This is a genomic window from Streptomyces sp. NPDC058051 (genome assembly GCF_042885475.1).
Taxonomy (GTDB): Bacteria; Actinomycetota; Actinomycetes; order Streptomycetales; family Streptomycetaceae; genus Streptomyces.
Genome location: NZ_JBHVRW010000001.1, coordinates 389,328 through 410,872, shown reverse-complemented (window position 1 = coordinate 410,872; position 21,545 = coordinate 389,328). Strand labels below are relative to the sequence as shown.

Sequence of the window (21,545 nt, the reverse complement as noted above, 5' to 3'; positions counted from 1 at the left end):
GTGTGACACCATCACTGTTGAGGCAGAGGTCACGGTCGTGCGGTCGAGGGCGGAGAAGCGAAGAACATGAATCGCCCCCCAGGGATGATGGATGTGGCGCGTGAGGCCGGCGTATCGCACATCACCGTGTCCCGGGTCGTCAATGGCCACCCGTCGGTACGCGCGGAGACCCGGGCCCGGGTGGAAGTCGCGATCCAGAAGCTCGGTTACCGTCGCAACAGCGTGGCCAGAGCCCTGAAGAGTCGCCATTCCTCGACGATCGGCGTGGTCATAGCCGGATCGGAGCTCTTCGAGCTGTCGCACGTCCTGCACGGGATCGAGACGGCGGCGAAGCAGGCCGGCTACTGGGTGAGCCTGGCGAGCTGGCAGGGAGACAGTCCCGGAGACCTGGTCGAGACGCTGCGGCGGCTGACCGACCAGTCGGTGGAGGCCATCGCGGTCATCGCCGACCGGCCCGTCGCAGTGGAGGCGTTGGCCGACCTGGTGTTCAACGTGCCGATGGCAGTGATCATGTCCGGGAACGCGCCCAACCCCGATCTGAGCTTCGTCGAAGTCGATCAGAAGCTAGGCGCACGACTGGCCGTACGGCATCTGCTCGACCTCGGCCATCGCCGCGTCGCGCACCTGACGGGTGCCCTGCACACCTTCGACGCACGGGAGCGGGTCGAAGGCTGGCGGGCCGAGATCGCTTCGGCGGGGGCCGAGGGCATCGTGCTGGAGGGTGATTTCACCGCGGAGAGCGGGTTCCGTCTCACTCGTGAGCTGTGTGCGAGCGGTGACGGACTGCCGTCAGCGGTCTTCGCAGGGAACGATCACATGGCCATGGGGGTGCTGGCAGCATGCGCGGAACAGGGCGTGCGGGTACCCGAGGACGTTTCGCTGGTCGGCTTCGACGACATGGCGGGGGCCGGGTACCTGGTACCCGCGCTGACCACGGTTCGGCAGGACTTCGGCCGTCTCGGCAGGAGCTCCGTCGAATCGCTGCTGCGCATGCTGCGTGGGGAGCGGGCGGTACGAGAGAAGATCTCACCCGAGCTCATCGTGCGACGCAGCACTGCCGCACCCCAGGTCCGCCGTTAGCGCTGCGACCGGAACGGTTTGCCGCAGGCCTCGCCGACCAGCCGCTCGCGCTCCAGCAGGCCGCAGGCCGGCCCGCACGGCCGACGGCCCTGCGAGCCGAGCCGGGTCGTGTCGTCGGACCGGCCGCAGGGGACGCACTCAGACGCGCGCCTCAGGGGGAAAGCCGGTCCAGCACAGTTCGTCGGGCAGATGCCGCATGTCGTTGGAGAGGAGGACGGAGGCCGGCCGGCCGGGCGCGTAACGGATGACCGTCAGGGCGGCGTTGCAGTGGTTGAGGCCGAGCCAGCGCCACTTCGGCGCGTACATGGCTTCCCGGACGAACCAGGCAACGAGGAAACTGTGCGTGACGACCAGTTCGTGCCGGTCCTCCTGGCCGTCCACCGGCCCGGTGTACAGGTCCAGCGCCTGACGGGCCAGGACAGGTCCCCGCTCCCGCTCCTCGGCAGTGGCACCGTCGAGGAAGCGCAGGAAGAAGTCCGCCGATTCCGGCGGGAGTTCGCCTCGCTCCGGCATGTAGGGGACATAGTCGCCGGCAGCTTCCGAGATCCGCAGCGGAACGTTCTTCAGCTGGTCCGCGATCAGGCGTGCGGTCTGCTCGGCCCGGGGCAGCGGGCCATGGTGAACCGCCGCGAAGGGAATGTCCCGGAGCCGTCGGCCGAGCAGTTCGGCTTGCCGGCAGCCGGCCTCTGTCAGCCGCGTCTCGTCCGGCGACGCCTCGCCGTGCCGAACGAGATAAAGGTAGCGGGTACCTGTGGCGGCCATCTCAAACTCCTTTGCGCCCATGGTCGATCTTGCACATGGACGGACGCTGCCTCGTCGGCACCGGTTCCCTCTGCCGTGCGTGCCGGGATGCCGTACAGCCGACGTCAGGACGGACCGGCCCCTGGGCGATGGTTTGCGTCAGGAGTGCTCAGTCCGTGCGGCGAGGGACGTAATCGAACCACCGCACGTGGGCTTCGCCCCTGCCCGCCTCTCCGTTGGTGGTGCCGTACGGGCCGATGTGGACGCCGACGAATCCGCCGGCCCGCTCGGTACTGAAGAAGGCCCGGTCGATGCTGCCCACGGTCGTCCAGGCGCTGTCCTTGACGTGGAAGGTGTAGCCGGTCTCGTCACTGTCGACGGCGAGGATGACGTCGTCTTCCGACACGGCCACCGCGGCGAGGCGGGTGCCGACGCCCGCCTCGCGGACAGTGAGCACGACGTGAGGGGTTCCTGCGGCGTCGGAGGTCAGGGCGAGGGTGGCGTGGTGGTCCTGGTTCTGGAAGACGGCCAGTCCCGCTTCCTGGGCCGGTGTGGCAGCGGTGAAGCGGATACGGAGGGCGGCCCGGACGCACAGGTGCTGCTGGCGGCGGGCGATGAAGGCGGGTGTGCCTGTCGAAGCCGGCGATTCCGTGGACAGGCGGATGGTGAGGCCGCCGCGCCCGGGGCGGGGCATGACGAGGTCATCGACCGGACCGCGCAGGCTGCTCCACTCCGGAGGGAGGGTGGCCTCGTCGAAGTGCTCCCGCAGGGGGCTGTCCAAGTGCGGGACCGCGGCCGCCTCCGAGACTCCCGCGGGCAGCCGCTCACGGAGACTCACTCCCCCGGTGTCCGGCGCGAAGACAGGCCCCGCCGGGGTCCAGTCGACCGGAACGAGAAACACTTCGCGGCCGAGGGTGTGCGTGCCGTCGACCGGTCGCACGCCCAGGGTGACCGCCCACGTCTCTCCGGCGGGGGTGTCGACGAGGTCGGCGTGACCGACGTTGTGGACGGGCTCCGCCGCACCACGGTGGCGGTGGGTGAGCAGCGGGCTTCTGGGGTCGGTGACATAGGGGCCGGTGACGGCCTGTGCGCGAGCCGCGGTCACGGCGTGATGGCTTTCAGTGCCTCCCTCAGCGGCGATCAGGTGGTACACCCCGTCACGTTTGTGGATGTGCGGGCCCTCCACCCAGGTCCCACGCATCGCACCGTGCCACAGCACATGGGTCGGTCCGGTCAACATCAGTGCCTTGAGGTCGAGTTGACGCATCCACAGCTCACCGGGCCCGGCCACATCCGGACGGGCGGCGTCCCGGCAGGCGGTGAACCAGCACCGGCCGTCGTCGTCGAAGAACAGGGACGGGTCGATACCTTCCGCGTCCAGAGGCACTGGAGGGGACCAGGGGCCCGCGGGATCGGAGGCGGTGGTGAGAAAGGTGACGCCGCCCCGGCGGCCCTTCGCCAGGGTCGACACCACGTAGAAGATGCCGTCGTGATGACGAATGGTCGAGGCCCAGATGCCGTCGGAGGTGTCCAGCCCCGACAGGGACACAGCGCGGGAGTGGTGCAGCACATGACCCAGCTGGCGCCAGCGCACCAGGTCGCGGCTGTGGAAGACGGGGATCCCCGGGTAGTACGCGAACGATGACGTGACCAGATAGAAGTCCTCCCCTGCCCGGCAGATGGACGGGTCCGGGTGGCTTCCGGGCAGGACAGGGTTGACGAAGGTCGGCACGTGGACACTCCGAGTCAGGTGGGATGGCACCGGTCCGTTCCGTCGCGGCGCAGAGCTCGACGGGTTGTTAACGTTAACATCATGGCGGTTCCGGACCGATTGACAAGGTGTTTCTGAACTCGATCCGGCCTACGAGCCATTGACCTCTGGCCGCCGAGTCCGACGGCGACGTGAAGTCAGTGGGCCTCCGCCTTGAGGGCAAGACGACTGGAAGCAGGTGGAGAGGTCACACGGGTACTCGCAGTAGAACTCGACGGCTCCAGTGGACATGAACGCCCCCGCCCTCCAAGTGGTAGCACTCTGTGCTCTGCCGGCCTGTGACGCAATTTCGAGATTCCTGAAGCGTTCTCATCTCGTCCGACCCATCCGCAGTCGGGCCGACGGCGAGGAGGCTCGGGTTGGCGGCGCCGGCGGTCGTACGGGACCTGCGTGAGCACTGGGCGCCCACGTCGGCGGACGAGCTGGAGCGGTTCGAGACCGACATGCTCCACCGCCGGCTTCTGGAAACGGCCGCCGAACAGAAAACCCGTGAGGGCCGACAGTGACCTTCTGCCATTCTGCTTGCCATGTCCGCACGAAATCGAAGACTGCCCCGGCACCGTGCCTGGCCACTGACCACCACCGACATCAACGAGTGTCTCGGCCCCTACATGACCCGAGTCACGGACGTGCAGTTCCTCACCGGACATGACAGCGGGACCATCGTCCTGGGAGCAGCATGGATCGCTCCGAACCCCCGCAACTACGGCCGCGGCATCCACCCGGACATGGTCGGCTTCCGCATGGACGTCCACCCCGTCGATGCCACTGAGCGTGCTGCCACCCGCGCTGTTCTACGAGCGCATGCCCTCCCGCAACTCCACGAATGGATCACACAGGCGATCGCCGCCGACGAGACCTGGCAACTGACGCCGCACCAGCACTACTGGCGGCTCACCAACGGCCACCTCACCCACCGCGACGAAGCGTGAACCGAGTCCGGACGACACGCCCCCCACATCAGCGAGGTCACACGCGCGGGTTCACAACGGGCGTCCTTCCCGGCCAGCCGCTGTCGATGAACGGCGGGCGGTCCACCCGCTCGAAGCACCGCAGCAGGAACTCGGTGAAGGTGCCGGCGGTCTCGAACCACTCTCCGATCTCGCTCCAGACGATGATGCGCCAATCGTCCGGGTCCGGTTCCACGGCGAGGAAGTAGTACGTGTTGCCCTGTTCGTCGTGCCCCCAGTTGATCAGACCGCCCTCCTCGGGATGGAACGGCCATGGGTACAGTTCGGGGTCATTCATTCCCTGCCACCGCTGGTGCCAGAGCCGCTCCGCCTCCTCGTGGCTGCCGTCCATCGGCCGGTCCAACCACACGTATCCGTCTACGGCGCCGGGCCCAAAGAGGTCCAGAAACGCCTTGTAATCGGTCGGCAGGGCCAGGCCCAGGTAGGCCTCCGACGCTTGCCACAACTCCGGCCGCGCCTGGCCCCACCACTCCGGCTTGCCAAGCCGATCTCTCAACATATCCAGCGCCGTTGCTGGCATGACCGCCCCCATCTGCCGTGTCCCATTGGTGCTGGAAGCATCCTGCCGCCACGGACCGGCAGAACGGCGCCCGCCCTCGCATCAGGCCCGGCAATACGGCCGGCCGACAGGTCCGAGCTGAGCACGTTCTTCCGTACTTGGCTGAGCACCTCAACGCGTACGCGGACATGCCAGGTCAATAACGATCGGCCCGTACTGAAAGGACTCCCAGTGCCCGCATCCGCTACGTCACGGCGAACCACCGCGACGCAAACACCCAGGTCAACAGCCTGCCGGGCAAGCGAACTCAAGATAATCCAGCAGCAGGTTGGCCATGACCACGCTTCGACCACCGCCATCTACACCTGCGTCTCCTCCGACTTCCGCACCCGCTCCCTGCGCCGCGTCCTGGACGCCACCATCGAGGCCGCTCTGCGGCCGGGAAGGACCTCCTGATGCCACGCCAGATCAGCTACCGGTGGCGCCTGCGCGAACTGATGGCCGCCCGCGGCATGTTCACCGTCGCCGAACTCATGCCGCACCTGACCGAACGCGGCATCACACTGTCCTCCTCCCAGGTCCACCGCCTAGTCTCCGGCACCCCGGAACGACTCTCCCTGCCGGTGCTGGCCACCCTCTGCGACATCCTCGACTGCACGACCGCCGACCTGATCACTACCTCGGCCCAGAACCTCCCAGCTCGACGCGCCGCCGGCGAGGAGGCGCCGATCAATCTGGCCGCCCGGCGGCCCACACGGGTCCGCCTGACACCCGAAGGATGAGCAGTGACGCCGGCGGCGTCCTGCCGCGCGTCGACCGGCAGCTCATGCTCTATCAGCGTTGGCTGACCGAACGGCTCGCCACCATCGAGAACCCCGAACACCGTCGTCATCTTCAGCACTTCGCCACCTGGCACCAGATGCGGCGCCTGCGGAGCAAGGCGGAGAAGGGACCGCTGGGACGCTCCCAGACCAACCAGACGAAGCAGGAGATTACCCAGGCCGGCGCCTTCCTCACCTGGCTTGCCGACCGAGGCCGCACCATCGAGCACTGCCAGCAGGCCGGCCTCGACGCCTGGCACACGGAGAGGCTGGCCACCCGGCGCCCGGCCCAGACGTTCCTGCGCTGGTGCATGAAGACGAGCCGGATGCCCCGCCTCACCCTGCCACCCCAGGTCATCAACCAGGACCAAGCGCCGCTGCACCAGCATCGCCGACTCGCCATTCTCCGGCGGGCCCTCAACGACGACTCTCTGCCCCTGCGGGCCCGGGTCGCCGCCGCGCTCGTTCTCCTCTACGCGCAGCCCGTGACCAGTATCGTCCGCCTCACGGTCGACGACGTCCTCGACGACGGCGCCACCGTTGCCGTCCGGCTGGGAGATCCACCGTCCCCCCCTCCCGGAGCCCGTGGCTGACCTCATGCGGGCCTACATACAGTCCCGCCAGCATCTGCCCTACGCCAGCAGCAGACGCTCACAGTGGCTCTTCCCCGGCCGCCAGCCCGGACAGCCCATGAACCCGGTCAGCCTCCAAGTCCACCTGCGAAAGATCGGCGTCCCGCCGCAGCGCGGCAGGACCTCCGCGATCCGACAACTCGTCCTCCAGGCCCCGGCCCCCGTCATCGCGAAGGCACTCGGTTACCACGACAAGACCGCCACCCGTCTGGTCACCGAAGCCGGAGGAACCTGGGCCCGATACGCCCCCGGCGACCACTCTCGGTGACGCCAGGGCCGACCTCACCGAGAGAAGAGTACGAGGAGCACCCCAGTCGGTTGAGCTGCACATCATCCCTGCCCGACGCCCCTGTCGAGCAGGCCCAGAACTGAGTACAGCGAGATGGAGAGGGTCATCCATACGACGAATGCCCCACCACCGCAGAGCACTGCACGTGGCACGCTTCCGTCCGCTGCCCAAGACAGCACACCAGCGATGACTGCGACTAGCAGGGACAGGACAGTTGCCAGGGCGACGAGCAAGAGGCGCGTCAACGGTCCGGAACTCAACGGCCGACATCCTTCTGTGAGGGTGGCCGTTCCGAGACATGCCGTCTCAGCCCGACCACCGAAGCACGATGGTTGGCTGAGACGGTGTAACCCCTGGGAAGCGGCGGACCGTTACAGGTCCGCGCAGCCGCGAGGTCACGCCCTCAATCAGTTCTCGGATGATAAGCGACTCCAGGAGAGCACGCCAGAGTGTGGTCAGAGCGAGGACTATCGGCCGTTGCCCAGGGTGACCGCAGGGGTGGCCCTGGCAGCAATACGCGACACTTCAACATGCGAGCCCACCAGTCCCGAGGCCGTCCACCAAACCTGGAACAGCATCCGGCCCTCCCTCCACGACCCGGCTCCGGGAGGCAGCAGGCGAGACCACCCGGACCTCGCCGACACAGCTGATCGTCAGGCAGCCGAGGGACCGCCGCGGCGGCGAATCCGTGTCAGCGCTCGGCGGCAAGCTCGGTGTTGAGGGCATCGAGGAAGGCGGCGATCGTCTCAAGCTGCTCGGGGGTGAACTGCCGCCGGGCCGCCTCGGTGCTGCGCGCAAGCGGGCTGAAGTACTGGCGGGCGAGGTCGCGGGCTGCCGGGTTGTAGTGCAGGTGCACCACGCGGCGATCCGCGCTGTCACGGTTGCGCGTGATATGACCCGCGCGTTCGAGCCGGTCCAGACAGGCGGTGACGGCGCCCGACGTGAGGTCAAGACGCTCCCGGAGGCGCGAGGGGGTCATGGGCTGCCCGTCCGCGGCCGAGGCGTCCATGATCGCGGCGAGGGCGTGCACATCCGTGGCGTGCAGGTCGTGCGCCTGTGCGAAGGCATGGGCGATCCGGTTGAACTCGCCATTCATACGACGCAGGAGGACGGCGTACCCCTGGAGGTCGCCGGCCGGACCTTCTGGAACCTCAGGGCTGGACTGCATGGTTCAAGTCTATTATCTCTCGATGCTTGAGATACTTTCTCCTTGAGATATCTTCGCTCCCGTACCTGCCCTCGCCCCTGGGGAATTGAATGAAGACCGCGCGTCGACCGGCCCGATGGCTGGTCCCTCTCGTTCTCACCGTCGTCTGGCTCGGCCTGGGTGGAGCGTTCGGCTCCTACGCGGGCAAGCTCGGCGAGGTATCCACCAACGACCAAGCCGCCTTCCTGCCGCAGAACGCCGAGTCCACCAAGGTCATCGCCGAGCAGCGGGCGTTCGACCAGCAGGAGACCCTGCCCGCCGTCGTCGTATGGACCGGGAACGGCGGCGAAAGCGTCAACGCGGCTCAACAGGATGCCGCCACCCGGGCCCTGGGGGACCTGGCGAACACGGAGGGCGTCGAAGGTGCGCCCTCCCCGGCGATACGTTCGGACGACGGAAAGGCTCTTGAAGGCATCGTTCCGCTGAGCCCCGGCCTCGGTGACAAGCTGAGCGAGGTCCTCGACAGGGTGGAGCGGGCCGCTGCAGGCGTCGACGGCACCCGCGTCCAGATCGCCGGACCCGCGGCCGGCCAGGCGGACCTCTCCGACGCCTTCGCGGGCATCGACGGCATCCTGCTCGGTGTGGCACTGGCCGCTGTCCTGGTCATCCTGTTGCTGGTCTACCGGAGCGTGCTGCTCCCGTTCACCATCATCATCAGCTCCGTGTTCGCCCTGGGCGTCGCATGCGCCCTCGTCTACGTGCTCGCCGACCACGACATCGTGCGCGTGGACGGGCAGGTCCAGGGCATCCTGTCCATTCTCGTGATCGGCGCGGCCACCGACTACGCCCTGCTGCTGACGTCACGCTTCCGCGAGGAACTCCTCCGGGTCGACGACCGGACGGCCGCAGCCTGGGCGGCCCTGCGGGGCTCCTTCGGCGCGATCACCGCCAGCGCCGCGACCGTGGCACTGGGCCTGCTCGCCCTCCTGATCAGCGACCTCACCAACAACCGAGCATTGGGCCCGGTCGGGGCGATCGGCATCGTCTGCGCAGTGCTGACGACGCTCACCTTTCTCCCTGCCGTGCTCGCCCTCATGGGCCCTGCCGCGTTCTGGCCGGCCAAGCCCCGGTCGACCGACGCGCAGAGCGGCGGACACGGGATCTGGCGGCGCGTGGCACGCGCGGTCGACACACGTCCCCGCCGGCTGTGGCTGGCCACCTTCGCCGTACTGCTGGTCGGAGCGGCCTTCGCCCCCACGCTGGAGTCCAAGGGCGTGCCACAGAACGAACTCTTCATCAACGACGCCCCGTCCGTCGCGGCCCAGGAAACGCTCGGCAAGCACTTCCCCGGCGGATCCGGTCAGCCGGTCGTCATCATCGCGGACGCCGACAGGGGCGCCGAGGCAGCGGCGACGGCCGCGAAGACCACCGGGGTCGCCGACGCCGAGCTCGTGACCACGTCCGGGCAGCCGGGCGGTACGCCGCTGGTGGTGGACGGCCGGTTGCGCATCGACGCCACCCTGGCCGACGCGCCGGACAGCGACGCGGCGAAGCAGACGGTACAGCGGCTGCGCGATCGTCTTCCCGCAGTCGAGGCGAACGCGCTGGTGGGTGGCTACACCGCGCAGCAGTACGACACTCAGCGCACCGCCGAACACGACCGCGATCTGATCGTCCCCGTGGTTCTGATGATCATCCTGGTGATCCTGATCGTGCTGCTGCGCTCGCTGCTGCTGCCGGTCGTACTGGTCGCGACGGTGGCACTGAACTATCTGGCAACGCTCGGAATCGCCAGTCTGGTCTTCCAGCACGGTTTCGGCTTCTCCGGCACCGATGCCTCGGTTCCGTTGTACGGATTCGTCTTCCTGGTGGCCCTGGGCGTCGACTACAACATCTTCCTGATGTCGCGCGTACGCGAGGAGACCGTGCTCCACGGCACACGGGAGGGCATGCTCCGGGGGCTCATCGCCACCGGCGGGGTCATCACGTCCGCCGGTGTGGTGCTGGCCGCCACGTTCGCTGCGCTCATCGTGATCCCGCTCGCGTTCCTCGCTCAGATCGCCTTCATCGTCGCCTTCGGCGTCCTTCTCGACACCATCGTCGTGAGATCGCTGCTGGTACCCGCTCTGGTCCGGGACATCGGGCCCGCTGTCTGGTGGCCCAGCCGTCTCCGCCGCACGTCCTTCGACCAGCCGCGTGAGCGGCCGCTGCGGGTCGAGACCGTGGAGGGGGCGATCACCGGGCACGGAGCGGACCGTTGAATCCGGCCGCTGCGCGGATTCCCCGTCATCAACAGCGATGAGGGCTGCCGGTACGTGTCGGCACCGTGCTGGGAACGACCCGGCTGGAGGGCACCGACGGCGCTCTCCCGCGCGTGCAGGATCTCGCGACGGTCCTGGCCACGCGCATCCAGCAGGTGGAGCAAGGCGAGAAGGCCGACGCGGCGCCGTCCGCGAACTGACGAAGAACGTCCACGCGCGCGGATCCGACGGCAGACTGTTCAGGCTGTTGGCTGCGGATGCCGACGGCGTCGCCGCGACCGCCGGACCCGCTCCCCGCGGGATGCGACGGTGCGAGTCACGGTCGGTAGCACCTCAGGCGGCGAGCGCGGCGGGCTCGCGAAGGTGGACGGCCGCCGTCCTCCATGCGGCCGTGACCGCCGTGTGGGCCTGCAGCGTCCGCGCGGCGCGGTCGCCCGCCGGCGTCAGCGGAACCCCCACGTGAACGTGGAGACGCGGGCGGCGCAGCGGCGCCGTGGCAAGGCCGGCGAGTTGCTTGCCGACGTTGCCGGAGGTGATCCGGCGGACGCCGGCCTGACCGAGGGGGATGACCGGAGCTCCGGTCCGCTCGACCAGTCGGGACAAGCCGCTGCGGAAGCGCCTGGGTGCGTCTTCCGCTGCGTCACGGCGGTCCGGGAGACCGCCTTCGGCGTAGATGAGGACGATGCGCCCCCGCTCCAGGGCCGCCACGGCCAGGTCGAGCGAGCGGGCGGCGCGCCGGTCCCCCCGGTGCACGGGTATGTATTCCATGTGGGAGAGAGCGCGGCCCAGCACGGGGACGCGCCACAGGCCGGCGGCCGCCATCACCGTTGGCTGGACACCGAGTCGGTGGAGCGCGGCAAGCACCACGGCGGGGTCCGCGAGCGAGGTGTGGTTCGCGGCGATGATGCTGCCCGGTGCGAAGTCGATGTCCGCGTCGGCGGTCACCGACAGGCGTCCGAACACGGGCACCAGAACGTCGGCGAGGCGGCTGAGCATGCGTGTCTCCTGATGTCGATGGTGGTCCTCATCGTCATCGAGCGTGCGACCGTCGGCATGAGTCCTCCTACTCACTTTCGGATGTACGGGGTTCCCGGATCGTCGACGGCCGGTCGATGTCGCGCAGCGTCTCACCACTCACCGGGGCGGCAGGTGTCAGTCGAGGCCGGGTGCGTCGCGGCGCGGTCACGTGGCGAGGCGCCGTGCCACGAAGGTCTGTACACGCCCGGGCCGTGCCCACCGCACGCCCGCCGGGAAGCGCGACGACGGGCGCCACACACCGCGGCCCCGGGAGGGGCGCCCGGCAACGAACCCGGGCGCCCCTCCCCCACGCTTCATGACGGCGCCTCCCTCGGCGCCTGTACCCCACACTCGGTTGTGGAGGCTCCTTGAGGGTTCGCTCAATTCCCGGGTGTGTAACTCGACTTGAAGGTCCAGGTCCCCGATCCCACCTGGTAGATCCGCACGCCGTCGCGGTGTCCGACCAGCCGGGCGCCGTCGGGGGCGTTGACCCGGTCGGAGGTGGACGGGACCTCGACGGTGGCTGTGGTGCCGGCCGGGACGCGCGCGGTGAGCGAGAGCCTGTCCTTGTCGCGCTGCCACTCGCTGGCCGCCTCGCCGTACGGCGTGAGGAAGGTGGCACGTGCCGAGGTCACGTCGCCGACGACGGCAGGGGCGATCCGCAGCGTGCGGTAGCCGACCGATCCGGGTGCCTGGTCGAGGCCCGCGAGCCGGGTGGTGAACCAGGAGTCGATGGCGCCCAGCATGAAGTGGTTCTGCGACTGGCCCGAGCCGCCGTCCCAGGATTCGCCGAGGGCGGTGTTGCCCGCCAGGACCTGGTAGCCGTAGCTGGGGCTGGTGGTCTGCGTGGCGATCCGGTGGACGATGTCGTCCCGGCCCGCCCCGGACAGGACGCGGAACGCGGCCGGCAGGGAGATCTCACCGAGCAGCAGATGGTGGTCGGCTGCCTCCACCGATGCGGTGAAGTGGTTCAGGAGACGGTCGCGTTCGCCCTCCGGGTAGGCACCCATGTCCAGGGCGAGGGCCTCCGCACCCTGGCCGCCGCCGCCGAAGGTGCCGCTCTGCCGGTCGTAGTACGTGTCCGACAGGGCCTTGACGCTCGCGTCGGCCTTGGCGCGGTAGGTGGCCGCGTCCCCGTCCTCTCCCAGTACCTTCGCCATGGCGGCCAGGGTGTCGACGATGTGCCAGTAGCCGTAGGTTCCCGACACCGCCTTGGGGAAGGTCTTGTCCGGGGTGAACCAGTCGCCGAGGGAGTAGTCGAGGAGGCCGCCGGAGACCTTCTGCTCCAGGAACGCCACGTACTCCTTCATCCGGGGGTAGTACGCGCGCATCGTCTCCCGGTCGCCGTAGGTGGTGTACAGCTGCCAGGGCACGAGCACGAACGCGCCGCCCCAGTTGGCGTCGTTGCGGTAGGTCCCCGCGAGTTCGACGTAGTCGGGGACGGTGGAGGGGATCAGGCCCTCATCGGTCTGAGCGTCGGCCATGTCCCGCACGATCTTGCGGAGGTAGGCGCGCATGTCGTAGTTGGCGGCGAGGGCGGGGAAGACCAGTTGGTCCTGTTCCAGCCAGCCGAGCTTCTCACGGCTGGGGCAGTCGGTGAGGATGCTCATCATGTTGCCCTCGACGGAGCGCCGGATGAGCGAGTGGATGCCGTTGATCAGGTCGTCGGAGCTGGAGAAGGAACCCGCGGAGTCGTTGTCGGTCCGCAGCACCTTGCCGGCGACCGAGACGCTGGCGCCCTTCGGCAGTCCCTTGATCTCCACGTAACGGAAGCCGTGGTAGCTGAACTTGGGATGCCAGGTCTCGGAGCGCCTGTCGCCGCCGGTGGTGTAGCTGTCCCACAGCGGGGCGCCGACGTTGCTGATGGACTGGTAGGCGTGCCCGTTCTTCAGGCTCTCGGCCGGGTAGGCGCGGACCGTGGTGCCCTTGGGGGCGGAGACGGTGATCTCCGGCCAGCCCGCGATGTTGCGGCCGAGATCGAAGATCCGGCTGCCCTCGGCGGCCCCGTCGACCTCCTTGCCCTTCAACGTCTCCACGACGCGGACGGGTTCCGTCTCGCGGGCGCTGAGAGCGGCCGGGGCGGAGCCGGCGCCGACGGTGACGGCCCGGTCCCAGTCGGAGTGGTCGCCCCGGGGGCCGTCCCAGTCGCGGATCTCGCGCCGGGCGTCGTAGTCCTCGCCGCCGTACCAGTTGGAGGAGGTGGTGGCGCCGAGGGTGGTGCGCCAGTCGTCGCCGCTGGCGATGCGTCGTACGGTGCCGTCGGCGAGCGTCACCTCCAGCTGGGCGATCAGCTTGGGGTCGCTGCGGTTGCCGTACAGCTTGCGGTACCGGTCGGCGGTGCTGAGCTGGTTGGAGATGCCGTTGCCCAGCTCGACCGCGAGCGTGTTCCCGCCGTTGCGCAGCCGGTCGGTCACGTCGTAGGTGGCGTACTGGACCCGGTCGGCGAAGTCGGTGTTGGCGGGTTCCAGGACGGCGTCGCCGACCGGTTCACCGTTGACGCGGGCGTCGTACACACCGAGTCCGGCGATGTAGAGGCGGGCCGACCGGATGTTCCCCGGGAGGGTGAAGTCCTTCGCGAACAGCGGCAGTCCGGAGGGCAGATAGGGCTTCGGCGGCTTCTGGCCCGTGACCTGCGCCATCCGCGTGTACGAGCTGTCGGCCTCGGCGGACGCGGACAGTGTGTAGTCGACGGGGAAGCCGGGCACCTGCCCGTCGTCGGTCAGGACGTCGGCACGCGGGTACAGCACGACCTGGTCGAAGGTCTTGGTCTCCTTCAGGTCCAGGGTGACGGTGACGGGCGTGCCGGACACGTCGGAGCCGGTGTGCGGCAGGCTGGAGTAGCCGGCTGCCTGGCTCCAGGCGCTGTTGGTGACGGCGTCGGTGGCGAGCTTGGGCTCCCACACCTTGCGTTCGGTGTCCGACTCGGAGGCGGTGACCGCGGCGCCCTCGGCGAGGTCGGTGCCGGAGTCGTCGCTGTCGCGCACCTCGATCTCGGCGAGCTGGAGCCGGTGGGCGAGAGCGGGAAAGTCGTCGGCGAGGGGCAGACCCAGCTCGGTGACGTCGAGCCGGACGTACCGGGCGGAGGTCCGGGGCACCGTGACGACGACCGGTTCGACGGTGTGCTTGCTCAGCTGCCAGTCGTCGTGGGTGATCCAGTCCGCGGACCAGTCGGCGGCGCGGGTCAGTCCGGTCTCGAAGACGACGGGGCTGCTCCAGTTGCCGGGGTGTGCGCCGCCGCGGGACCAGAGCTGGACCTTCCAGTGGACGCGGGTGCGGGAGCCGAGCGCGCGGCCCGCGTAGGTGGCCTGCGGGACGGACGACACGACCTTGCCTGAGTCCCACAGGTCGGGCCGTCCCGACATCAGCCGGTCACGGCTGGTGGCGGCCTGGACGCGGTAGGCGGTCTGGGCCGTGTCGCGTCCGCGGGAGGTGAGCTGCCAGCTCAGGTCGGGGGTGGTGTCGTCGATGCCGAGGGCGCTGCTGAGGTGCTGGGTGCGCAGCTCCTCGGCGGTGACCGCGGCCTGCCGGGGGGAGGCCGCGGCGGGCGGCACGAAGGGTGCCGTGGTGACCAGGGCGGTCAGCGCGCAGGCGAGCACGAGGGACCGTCTTGACGTGCGGGGTGTACGAGGTGTGCGGGGCATGCGGAAACTCCACGAGTACGTCGGGACAGTGCGTCGGAACAAGGTCGTGTCGTCGCACGGCAGACGGCAGTGTGACGACACGGCCGAGGAGTGCGGCCGGTACGGTCCGGGCGTCAGTCCAGTTCGACGGTGAACGGCAGGCGCGGAAGCAGCTTCACCGGGCCGAGCAGGCCGGACGGCAGGGGCTTGTTCCGCTCGTTGGAGAGGGTGTTGGAGACCCGTACCGAGAACCGGTTGACGCCCGGCCTGAGGGCTTCGGTGACGTCGACGAGGTAGGGCGACCACAGGGCCGGGGCGAGCTTGTGCCCGTTGACGGTGACCTCGGCGACCTCGCGGACCGTGCCGAGGTCGAGGATGTGGTGCCGGCCGTCCAGGGCGCGGGCGTCGAGCGTGACGTCCTTGGTGTAGGTGCCGCTGCCCGAGTGGAGGCGGGCGATGTCGCTCCAGTCGGCCAGGGGGCGGGTGACGGGTTCGGCGCCTTCCTGGGCGAGGGTGAGTGTCCAGTCGCCGTCGAGGGCGACGGGCGTGAGCCGGTCGGTGACGCGGGCCGTCCCGGTGCGGGAGTGGTTGCCGTCGCGGGCGGTGAGGCGGTACGTGCCGGGGGCTTCGCCCAGGACGGTCACCCGCAGCCTGTTGCCGTGCCGGGTGATGCCGGTGACCGGCAGGCCGTCGGTGCCGGTGAGGTACGGCACCTCCTTGGCCTTCTTGCGCACCACGACCGCGAGGGTCTCGTAGGGGGCGAGGGCGATCCGTACCCGGACGCCTTCGGTGGTGGGCAGGCCGCGCACCAGGGCGGGGCCGGTGGCACCGGTCGCCGGATCCCACACCTCGGGCACACCGCGGGCCGGCAGCAGGGCCTCGGTGGTGACGGCCGCGCCGCTCTCGTTGTTGAAGAGGAACGCGATGTCGTCGCCGCGCCGGGTGCGCAGCACCCGCACGGCCTCGGCGGCCGGTTCGAGGACCGCCGCTGCGACACCGGCCGCGTGGCAGGGGGCGCGGAGGCCGGTGTCGTCCGCGACCCGTACGGCTCTGCCCCTGCCGACGGTGCGGCTGCCGGTGCCGGACGGGAAGAGCTCCGCCAGCGACCGCTTGAGTGTGGTGTTGTCCCCGTCGGCGGCAAGGGTCGGCAGGTCCCCCACGGCGACGACGGTACCGCCGCCGCGGACGAACGAGGTCAGGGTGTGCACCGCGGCCGTCTCCAGCACGGGGGTGACCGGCAGCACCACCAGGTCGTAGGTGGCCTCTCCGACCCGGAGCACACCGTCGCGCGGCTCGGCGTGCGCGAGGAGGTCCGGGTCACCGGCGAGGGCGCCCTCGTGCAGCAGGTCGAAGTCGACCTGGGCGCGCTCCAGGGCGAAGGCCGTCCGGGCGAAGGCGTCGTCGACCTCGCCCTGGCGGGCGGTGGCCGTGAACTGTTCGGCGGCACGCTGCGGTTGCAGCAGCGCGGTGCGGGCACCGGAGGTGCCGCGGGCCAGCTCCATGACCCGGCCGATCCAGGCGGTGATCGGAGGCATCGCCCACCACCAGGGGTTGCGGGGGCCGAACGGCGGCGCGAAGTAGACATGGGTCTCGTCGGTCCACAGTGCGTGCAGCACGGTGAAGTTGATGCCACGCGTCGCGTACGCGCCGAGCAGGGCCCGTATGAAGTCGGGGGCGACCTGCCAGCCCATGTTGCCGAAGGTCTCCATGAGGACGCGCGGGCGCCCCATCTGGTGGGCGACGGAGGCGGGGTTGCGCGGATCCATGGTGGGCGTGTCGAGTTCGTACTCGGCGGTGATCGCGTCACCGCCCGGCACCTGCGCCCACTGGTTGACCTTGTGCAGGTCGCCGGTGGACTGAAGGCGCTTGGAGGGGGACGTCTCGTCGTAGAGGGGGTTGGTGATCAGTTGGACGCCGCGCTCGCCGTACCACGTGGCCTGCTTGGCGAAGTACTGGGCGAAGCGGTTGGACACGGCCTCCCAGTAGCGGCCGTGCAGGATGCGTCCCTGTTCGCCGAGTTCGTCGAAGGCGCCGGCGTAGGCGGCGCCGGGCTCGGCGCCGACGGCCTTCAGTTCCGCGGCGAGCGTGGGCGACCAGGGCCTGCGCTTGAAGGGGTGGGGAGCAGCGGAGGCGATGAACGGCTCGTCGTCCCAGAAGCCCTTGAGTACCGAGCCGAAGTAGCGGCGGAACCGGCGGTAGTACTCTCCGGGCACGATGTCGAGGAAGAGCTCGACGGGCTCGTCGTCGAGGAGGTCGGCGTACCCGCGCGTGTAGCCGCTGGAGTCGTCGGTGAGCGTCGCCGCGCCGAACAGGTCGATCTGCCAGCGTCCCGACGGAACCTGCCAGGTGCCGTCGAGGTGTCCGGTGAGTTCGATCAGGTCGCCGGCATCGGCGGTGCCCACGGGGCGCGCGGTGGCGGCGACCGGGCGGGCGACGTCCTCGGGCAGGTCCCGGACGGCGAAGTCGCCCGCGGCGGACGACTCGTCGAAGGTCTGCTGGTAGAGGACGGTGCCGTCGTCGGCGGTGACGGTCAGGCTGTCCCACAGGGAGCGCTGCCCGTCCCGGGCGTGCACGCCGACGCCGCCCCCGGAGAGGGCGTCGACGGTGACGGTGCCCTTGTCCTTCCCGTCGAGGGTGACGGTGGCCGTGCCGTGGCTGACCTGGACGGCCAGGGTGTGGAACTTGGTCTTGTTGAAGCCGTCGGTGCGTGTGGACCGGGCGAGCTGGGTGACCCCCGTACCGGCGATCCGGCTGAGGGTGACGACGCCGGTCTGCTCGAACTCCACCAGCAGCGCGTCGTCGCCCGCCGCCGATGCCTTCACCAGCATTCCGGCCGCGATGACATCGGGCTTGATGGCGGCGGAGACAGTGCAGTCGCCCCATCCGGCGCTGCCGTCCAGGACGGCGGGGCCTGCCAGGACAGCCGCGTCGGCGACCAGGTTCCCGGTGTCGACACCGACTCCGGTGGTCCGGGTCGGGCGCGTGCTCGTCGGTCCCTGAACGATGTGGGTGGAGCGCCAGAGGCCCTTCAGGCGCAGATCGGGGCGGGCCTCGTAGGTGCGTGAGCCGACGGTGCCGCCCTGGGTGATGAAGTAACCGGCCCGGCCGCTGGGGAAGTGGTTGTCGTTGAACAGCCATACCTTCATGCCGGTCTTCTCGGCCGTGGTCAGCACGTGCTCGATGATGTCGAACCAGTCCTCGGTGAAGAAGGCGGGCTGCATCTCGGCATTGTCGAAGGGGAAGACGATGACCTCGTACATGCCCTTGGAGCGGAGGTCGGCCATCTGGGTCTCGACGAGTTCGTTGGTGACCGGGCCGTTCCAGTACCAGTACACGGCGGGCCGGCTGTCGCGGCCGGGGTCGGCGAAGTCGATGTCGCCGAAGGCGGGCAGGGTGGTTCCGTCGGAGTGACCGGACTGCCCGGACTGCCCGGACTGCCCGGACGCGAAGGCGGGCAGTCCGTTCAGAACACCGCTGGTGGCGGTCGCGGTGGTGAGTGCGGCCAGGGTCACGAAGCGACGTCTGGTCAGGCGCGAGGCGCCATCGGGCGAGCTGAAGAGATGCGGCATGGGAGTGCGATCTGCTTTCTGTGCCGGGGGCGTACGGACGGCACGGCGCGGCACGCATGAGGCGTGGCAGTGCCGGGGAGCGACGCTCTGTCAGGTAGGGGCGGGACTGGCGGGAAATCGGCGCTCGATCGATGGCGGGACTGGCAGGTGGTGGTGGTGGTGGTGCTGCTCGGCTCATGACGCTGTGTCAGATATCGATGCTCGACTCATGGCGTTCTGTCCGACGCTGATGCTCGGCTCATGGCGTTCCGTCAGATGCTGATGCTGAGGTAATGGCGCGCTGCCCGGGTCCGGTGTCGACGGCGTCCGACCGTCGGCTCCGGGGGCGGGTCCGCGAGCGGGGTACGGTTCACACCGGGCCCGCTCCGGCCGCGTACCCGGCAGTTCAGGACCGGGAGGTTCGCGGCCGGCGCGGAGGCGGGCTCATCTGCGGGCCATCGCCGCCACGTCCTGCGGCGACAGCACCCGGTTGTGGATGCGGAAGTCCGCCACGGCACCGTGCAGATAGGGGTGGGTGGCGTTCTGTGAACGCCCCAGGTAGTTGCGGCTGGTGTCGCCGAGCAGCAGGGGCGAGCAGACCATGGCCTCGTTGCGCCCGGTCTCGGCCCCGTCGATGTACAGCACTCCCCTGCCGCCGCCGAGGGTGAGCGCCACATGGACCCAGCTGCCCAGCGGCAGCGGCAGGGCGGAGTCCACGAAGTCCTCGCCCTCCATCCCGGCGATCTTGACGGCGGCCCGCGGAAAGCCCGTTCCGGTGCGGGCGGCAAGGAAGAGGTAGGTGCCCTTGTGGTAGCCGAGATCGAAGATCCGTGCCGAGTTGGCCACGGAGTCCAGGCGTGTCCAGGCGCTCACCGTGAGTTCGGTCAGGCCGGTCAGCAGGCCGCGCGGCAGCACGACATGGCCGCGCGTGCCGTCCAGGGCCACCGCGCCGGCCGTTCCGCGTCCGGTGGTCCACTCCGCGCCTTCGGCGAGCCGGCCGTCCGGACGGTGTCCTGTGGTGTCGGCGACGGTGGTTCCGGTGCCCTCGTCGAGCAGGTAGCGGGCGATGTCGCGCGGGGGGTCCTGCCGGGGCGGGCGCGCGAAGTAGACGTTGTAGTGCTGGTGGTGGACCTGATGGAAGGGGCGCAGGCTGATCGGCGCCCCGTTCGCACGTGCCGTGAACGCGGTCCCTCCGTGCGCGGTCTGTCGTACCGGTCCGTCCTCAAGCGTGGGAATCGTCACGGACCCGGACGTCCCGTACTCGCCGGCCAGCACCAGCGGCCCGTAGGACAACCCCACGACGTGCGGGTTGTCCGGGGCGGGGCGCTCCACGACCTCACGCGGCAGGGTCATCTCGACGGTGTCGCCGGACCGCCACTGCCGGTCGAGGGTCGCGTACTCCCCCGGCCCGGCGTCGCAGTCGACGCCGCGGCCGTTGACGGTGATACGCGGGGTTCGGTGGCGCGTGCCGTCGCCGAGCCATCCCGGCACCCTCACGCGCAGCCGGAACCGGGACGGCGATCCGGTGACCGTGAGCCGGACGCGTCCGGATTCCGGGTATCCGCTGCCCTCTTGACGGATTGTCACCTTCTGTTCGTGCCAGTGCAGTTCGGACGGGATGAAGAGGTTGACGTACAACTCGGGGCGGTCGGCGCGGGCCGAGCGGAAGTAGATGCTGTCCGCGAACTTCGTGTGGGTCTCCAGGCCCGTGCCGTGGTCGCAGGAGAAGTTGTCGTAGTCGCTGCTGTAACTGCCGGGCGCGGCACCCAGACCACCCTTCGGACTGCGCTGCGACCCTGCCCACAGGCCGGTGTAGTAGGTGACGAATCCGTGCTCGGAGTCAGGGTCCTGCTCGCCGAGCATCTGGTTGTACAGGGCCCATTCGTAGTGGTCCATGCGCTCGGTCCGGGACGGGTCGTGCAGGAACAGCCGCCGCCCCAGCTTGAGCATGTTGTACGTGTTGCAGTTCTCGCACGTCTCCGCGGACAGCCGGCTGACGATCTCGCCGGGCGGCCCGAAGAACTCCTGGTTGGCATTGCCGCCGATGACGTACGAGTGGTCGTGGACCACGATGTCCCAGAAGTTCGAGGCGATCGCGCGGTAGCGCTCCTCACCGGTCGCCTCGTACATCCGGGCCGCGCCCACGATCTTGGCGATCTCGGTGTTGGCGTGCCGGCCGTCCAGCTCGTCGCGCCCCTCGGCGAGCGGACCGAACAGGTCCTCCTGGTCGAAGCGGCGGGCCGTGCGCAGGGCCGCCTGACTGCCGGTGGTCAGATACAGGGAGGCGAGCACGTCGTTCATGCCGCCCCACTCCACGCGGCGCACATGGTCGAGCTGGTCCGGGGTGAGGGGTGCGGTGCGGCGGTCGGCCCAGGCCGCCATGGCTTCGAGGACGCCCAGAGCCCGCTCGTTCCCGCACAGCCGGTACTGGTCGAGGAGACCGGCCATGATCTTGTGGATGGTGTAGTATGGCGCCCAGGGCTTGGCACCCGCTTCCAGGTCGGCGAAGACCTGCTCGGGAAACGCGGAGAGGTAACCCTCGTGGTACCCCGCGGCGGGGGAGGCCGCCTGACACTCCGCCAGCACGTCGACGATGCGGCGCCCCTTGTCCGCGTACCGGTCGTCCCCGGTGCCGGCGTGCGCCAGCGCGAGCCCGGACAGCAGGTGCCCGGTGCTGTGGCCGCGCAGCTGGATGTCAGGGGCCTCCCAGCCGCCGCAGGGCTGCGCGCTCGACGGCAGGCCGACGTTGACGCGGAAGGTGTGCAGGAGACGGTCGATGTCGACGGCTTCGAGGTAGGCACAGGTGCGCCGCATGTTGTCGAGGAAGGGGCTGTCCAACAGCCGAACCGATCCCGGCGCGAACTCGGCCAACGCGGGGCGCGGGCCCGTGGATCCGGCCGGGGAGCCGCGGTCACCGGCCGCGGCGGCCGGCCCCCCGGCCACCGCCCAAGCGCCTACCGCGGCCCCGGTTCCGGTTCCGGTCACGAAACGTCTGCGCGTCAGGCCCTGTCGTGGCATGCGGAGACTCCTCTGCACAGCGAGAGTTGAATCGTTTTTTTGGGACGACGGCAACTCTGGGGGTGCGATCACCGCACGTCAAGATGTACGCAACAGCTCTTTCCCTCACCCTTCCTTCGCCCCTATTGCC

The 21,545-nt window shown here is 69.6% G+C and carries 16 protein-coding genes; 8 read left to right on the top strand and 8 right to left on the bottom strand.

Going from position 1 to position 21,545, the window contains the following annotated elements:
* The first annotated feature begins 66 nt into the window (after positions 1-66).
* A complete protein-coding gene (locus tag ACFVUT_RS01800) occupies positions 67-1,080 on the top strand; it encodes a LacI family DNA-binding transcriptional regulator (protein WP_389642624.1) in 1,014 nt (337 codons plus the stop codon).
* Between the two features lie 138 nt (positions 1,081-1,218).
* Here ACFVUT_RS01800 and ACFVUT_RS01795 read toward each other — a convergent pair whose 3' ends face one another.
* Both ACFVUT_RS01795 and ACFVUT_RS01790 read right to left on the bottom strand, forming a co-directional pair.
* A complete protein-coding gene (locus ACFVUT_RS01795) occupies positions 1,219-1,842 on the bottom strand; it encodes a histidine phosphatase family protein (RefSeq protein ID WP_389642621.1) in 624 nt (207 codons plus the stop codon).
* Positions 1,843-1,990: 148 nt separating this feature from the next.
* Positions 1,991-3,553: a glycoside hydrolase family 43 protein gene (locus ACFVUT_RS01790; RefSeq protein ID WP_389642618.1), complete on the bottom strand. Its 1,563-nt coding sequence runs from the start codon at positions 3,551-3,553 to the stop codon at positions 1,991-1,993.
* Positions 3,554-3,951: 398 nt separating this feature from the next.
* Here ACFVUT_RS01790 and ACFVUT_RS01785 point away from each other — a divergent pair, with 398 nt between their 5' ends.
* Both ACFVUT_RS01785 and ACFVUT_RS01780 read left to right on the top strand, forming a co-directional pair.
* On the top strand, positions 3,952-4,098 hold the full coding sequence (locus tag ACFVUT_RS01785; RefSeq protein WP_389642615.1) for a hypothetical protein: 147 nt from the start codon (positions 3,952-3,954) through the stop codon (positions 4,096-4,098).
* A 21-nt stretch (positions 4,099-4,119) separates the two neighbouring features.
* On the top strand, positions 4,120-4,524 hold the full coding sequence (locus ACFVUT_RS01780) for a hypothetical protein (RefSeq protein WP_389642613.1): 405 nt from the start codon (positions 4,120-4,122) through the stop codon (positions 4,522-4,524).
* A 37-nt stretch (positions 4,525-4,561) separates the two neighbouring features.
* Here the strand turns inward: ACFVUT_RS01780 and ACFVUT_RS01775 are convergent, their stop codons facing one another.
* On the bottom strand, positions 4,562-5,083 hold the full coding sequence (locus ACFVUT_RS01775) for an SMI1/KNR4 family protein (protein ID WP_389642610.1): 522 nt from the start codon (positions 5,081-5,083) through the stop codon (positions 4,562-4,564).
* Positions 5,084-5,517: 434 nt separating this feature from the next.
* Between ACFVUT_RS01775 and ACFVUT_RS01770 the strand changes: the two genes are divergently transcribed.
* The 3 genes from ACFVUT_RS01770 to ACFVUT_RS01760 are packed head-to-tail and all read left to right on the top strand — an operon-like array spanning position 5,518 to position 6,783.
* Positions 5,518-5,844, top strand: coding sequence for a helix-turn-helix domain-containing protein (locus ACFVUT_RS01770; protein ID WP_389642607.1), 327 nt, complete (start codon positions 5,518-5,520; stop codon positions 5,842-5,844).
* Positions 5,841-6,476 (top strand): hypothetical protein, encoded by a 636-nt coding sequence (locus ACFVUT_RS01765; protein WP_389642604.1) that lies wholly within the window; start codon positions 5,841-5,843, stop codon positions 6,474-6,476. The genes ACFVUT_RS01770 and ACFVUT_RS01765 overlap by 4 nt, the downstream gene beginning before the upstream one ends.
* 4 nt (positions 6,477-6,480) lie before the next feature.
* Positions 6,481-6,783, top strand: coding sequence for a hypothetical protein (locus tag ACFVUT_RS01760; protein WP_389642602.1), 303 nt, complete (start codon positions 6,481-6,483; stop codon positions 6,781-6,783).
* A 712-nt stretch (positions 6,784-7,495) separates the two neighbouring features.
* On the opposite strand, the gene ACFVUT_RS01755 is transcribed toward ACFVUT_RS01760, so the two are convergent.
* Positions 7,496-7,972, bottom strand: a complete 477-nt coding sequence (locus tag ACFVUT_RS01755) for a MarR family winged helix-turn-helix transcriptional regulator (RefSeq protein WP_389642599.1) — start codon at positions 7,970-7,972, stop codon at positions 7,496-7,498.
* An 89-nt stretch (positions 7,973-8,061) separates the two neighbouring features.
* Between ACFVUT_RS01755 and ACFVUT_RS01750 the strand changes: the two genes are divergently transcribed.
* Both ACFVUT_RS01750 and ACFVUT_RS01745 read left to right on the top strand, forming a co-directional pair.
* On the top strand, positions 8,062-10,212 hold the full coding sequence (locus ACFVUT_RS01750) for an MMPL family transporter (RefSeq protein WP_389642596.1): 2,151 nt from the start codon (positions 8,062-8,064) through the stop codon (positions 10,210-10,212).
* Positions 10,213-10,277: 65 nt separating this feature from the next.
* On the top strand, positions 10,278-10,412 hold the full coding sequence (locus ACFVUT_RS01745) for a hypothetical protein (protein WP_389642593.1): 135 nt from the start codon (positions 10,278-10,280) through the stop codon (positions 10,410-10,412).
* 133 nt (positions 10,413-10,545) lie between these two features.
* Here the strand turns inward: ACFVUT_RS01745 and ACFVUT_RS01740 are convergent, their stop codons facing one another.
* The 4 genes from ACFVUT_RS01740 to ACFVUT_RS01725 all read right to left on the bottom strand — a co-directional run bounded on the left by ACFVUT_RS01740 (position 10,546) and on the right by ACFVUT_RS01725 (position 21,415).
* Entirely contained in the window at positions 10,546-11,208 is a 663-nt protein-coding gene (locus ACFVUT_RS01740) for a lysophospholipid acyltransferase family protein (protein WP_389642591.1), read from the bottom strand.
* Positions 11,209-11,609: 401 nt separating this feature from the next.
* Positions 11,610-14,870, bottom strand: a complete 3,261-nt coding sequence (locus ACFVUT_RS01735; protein ID WP_389642588.1) for a family 78 glycoside hydrolase catalytic domain — start codon at positions 14,868-14,870, stop codon at positions 11,610-11,612.
* 113 nt (positions 14,871-14,983) lie between these two features.
* Positions 14,984-18,418, bottom strand: a complete 3,435-nt coding sequence (locus ACFVUT_RS01730) for a glycosylhydrolase-like jelly roll fold domain-containing protein (protein ID WP_389642585.1) — start codon at positions 18,416-18,418, stop codon at positions 14,984-14,986.
* A gap of 423 nt (positions 18,419-18,841) precedes the next feature.
* Positions 18,842-21,415 carry a beta-L-arabinofuranosidase domain-containing protein gene (locus tag ACFVUT_RS01725; protein WP_389642582.1) on the bottom strand — a complete coding sequence of 858 codons (2,574 nt, stop codon included), beginning with the start codon at positions 21,413-21,415 and terminating at the stop codon, positions 18,842-18,844.
* Positions 21,416-21,545 lie beyond the last annotated feature (130 nt).

What these genes read in the sequence shown, in the direction of transcription:
- ACFVUT_RS01800 (WP_389642624.1), top strand. Translation starts at nt 67, where the DNA reads ATGAATCGCCCCCCAGGGATGATGGATGTGGCGCGTGAGGCCGGCGTA.
- ACFVUT_RS01795 (WP_389642621.1), bottom strand. Translation starts at nt 1,842, where the DNA reads ATGGCCGCCACAGGTACCCGCTACCTTTATCTCGTTCGGCACGGCGAG.
- ACFVUT_RS01780 (WP_389642613.1), top strand. Translation starts at nt 4,120, where the DNA reads ATGTCCGCACGAAATCGAAGACTGCCCCGGCACCGTGCCTGGCCACTG.
- ACFVUT_RS01775 (WP_389642610.1), bottom strand. Translation starts at nt 5,083, where the DNA reads ATGCCAGCAACGGCGCTGGATATGTTGAGAGATCGGCTTGGCAAGCCG.
- ACFVUT_RS01770 (WP_389642607.1), top strand. Translation starts at nt 5,518, where the DNA reads ATGCCACGCCAGATCAGCTACCGGTGGCGCCTGCGCGAACTGATGGCC.
- ACFVUT_RS01765 (WP_389642604.1), top strand. Translation starts at nt 5,841, where the DNA reads ATGAGCAGTGACGCCGGCGGCGTCCTGCCGCGCGTCGACCGGCAGCTC.
- ACFVUT_RS01760 (WP_389642602.1), top strand. Translation starts at nt 6,481, where the DNA reads ATGCGGGCCTACATACAGTCCCGCCAGCATCTGCCCTACGCCAGCAGC.
- ACFVUT_RS01755 (WP_389642599.1), bottom strand. Translation starts at nt 7,972, where the DNA reads ATGCAGTCCAGCCCTGAGGTTCCAGAAGGTCCGGCCGGCGACCTCCAG.
- ACFVUT_RS01750 (WP_389642596.1), top strand. Translation starts at nt 8,062, where the DNA reads ATGAAGACCGCGCGTCGACCGGCCCGATGGCTGGTCCCTCTCGTTCTC.
- ACFVUT_RS01740 (WP_389642591.1), bottom strand. Translation starts at nt 11,208, where the DNA reads ATGCTCAGCCGCCTCGCCGACGTTCTGGTGCCCGTGTTCGGACGCCTG.
- ACFVUT_RS01735 (WP_389642588.1), bottom strand. Translation starts at nt 14,870, where the DNA reads ATGCCCCGCACACCTCGTACACCCCGCACGTCAAGACGGTCCCTCGTG.
- ACFVUT_RS01730 (WP_389642585.1), bottom strand. Translation starts at nt 18,418, where the DNA reads ATGCCGCATCTCTTCAGCTCGCCCGATGGCGCCTCGCGCCTGACCAGA.
- ACFVUT_RS01725 (WP_389642582.1), bottom strand. Translation starts at nt 21,415, where the DNA reads ATGCCACGACAGGGCCTGACGCGCAGACGTTTCGTGACCGGAACCGGA.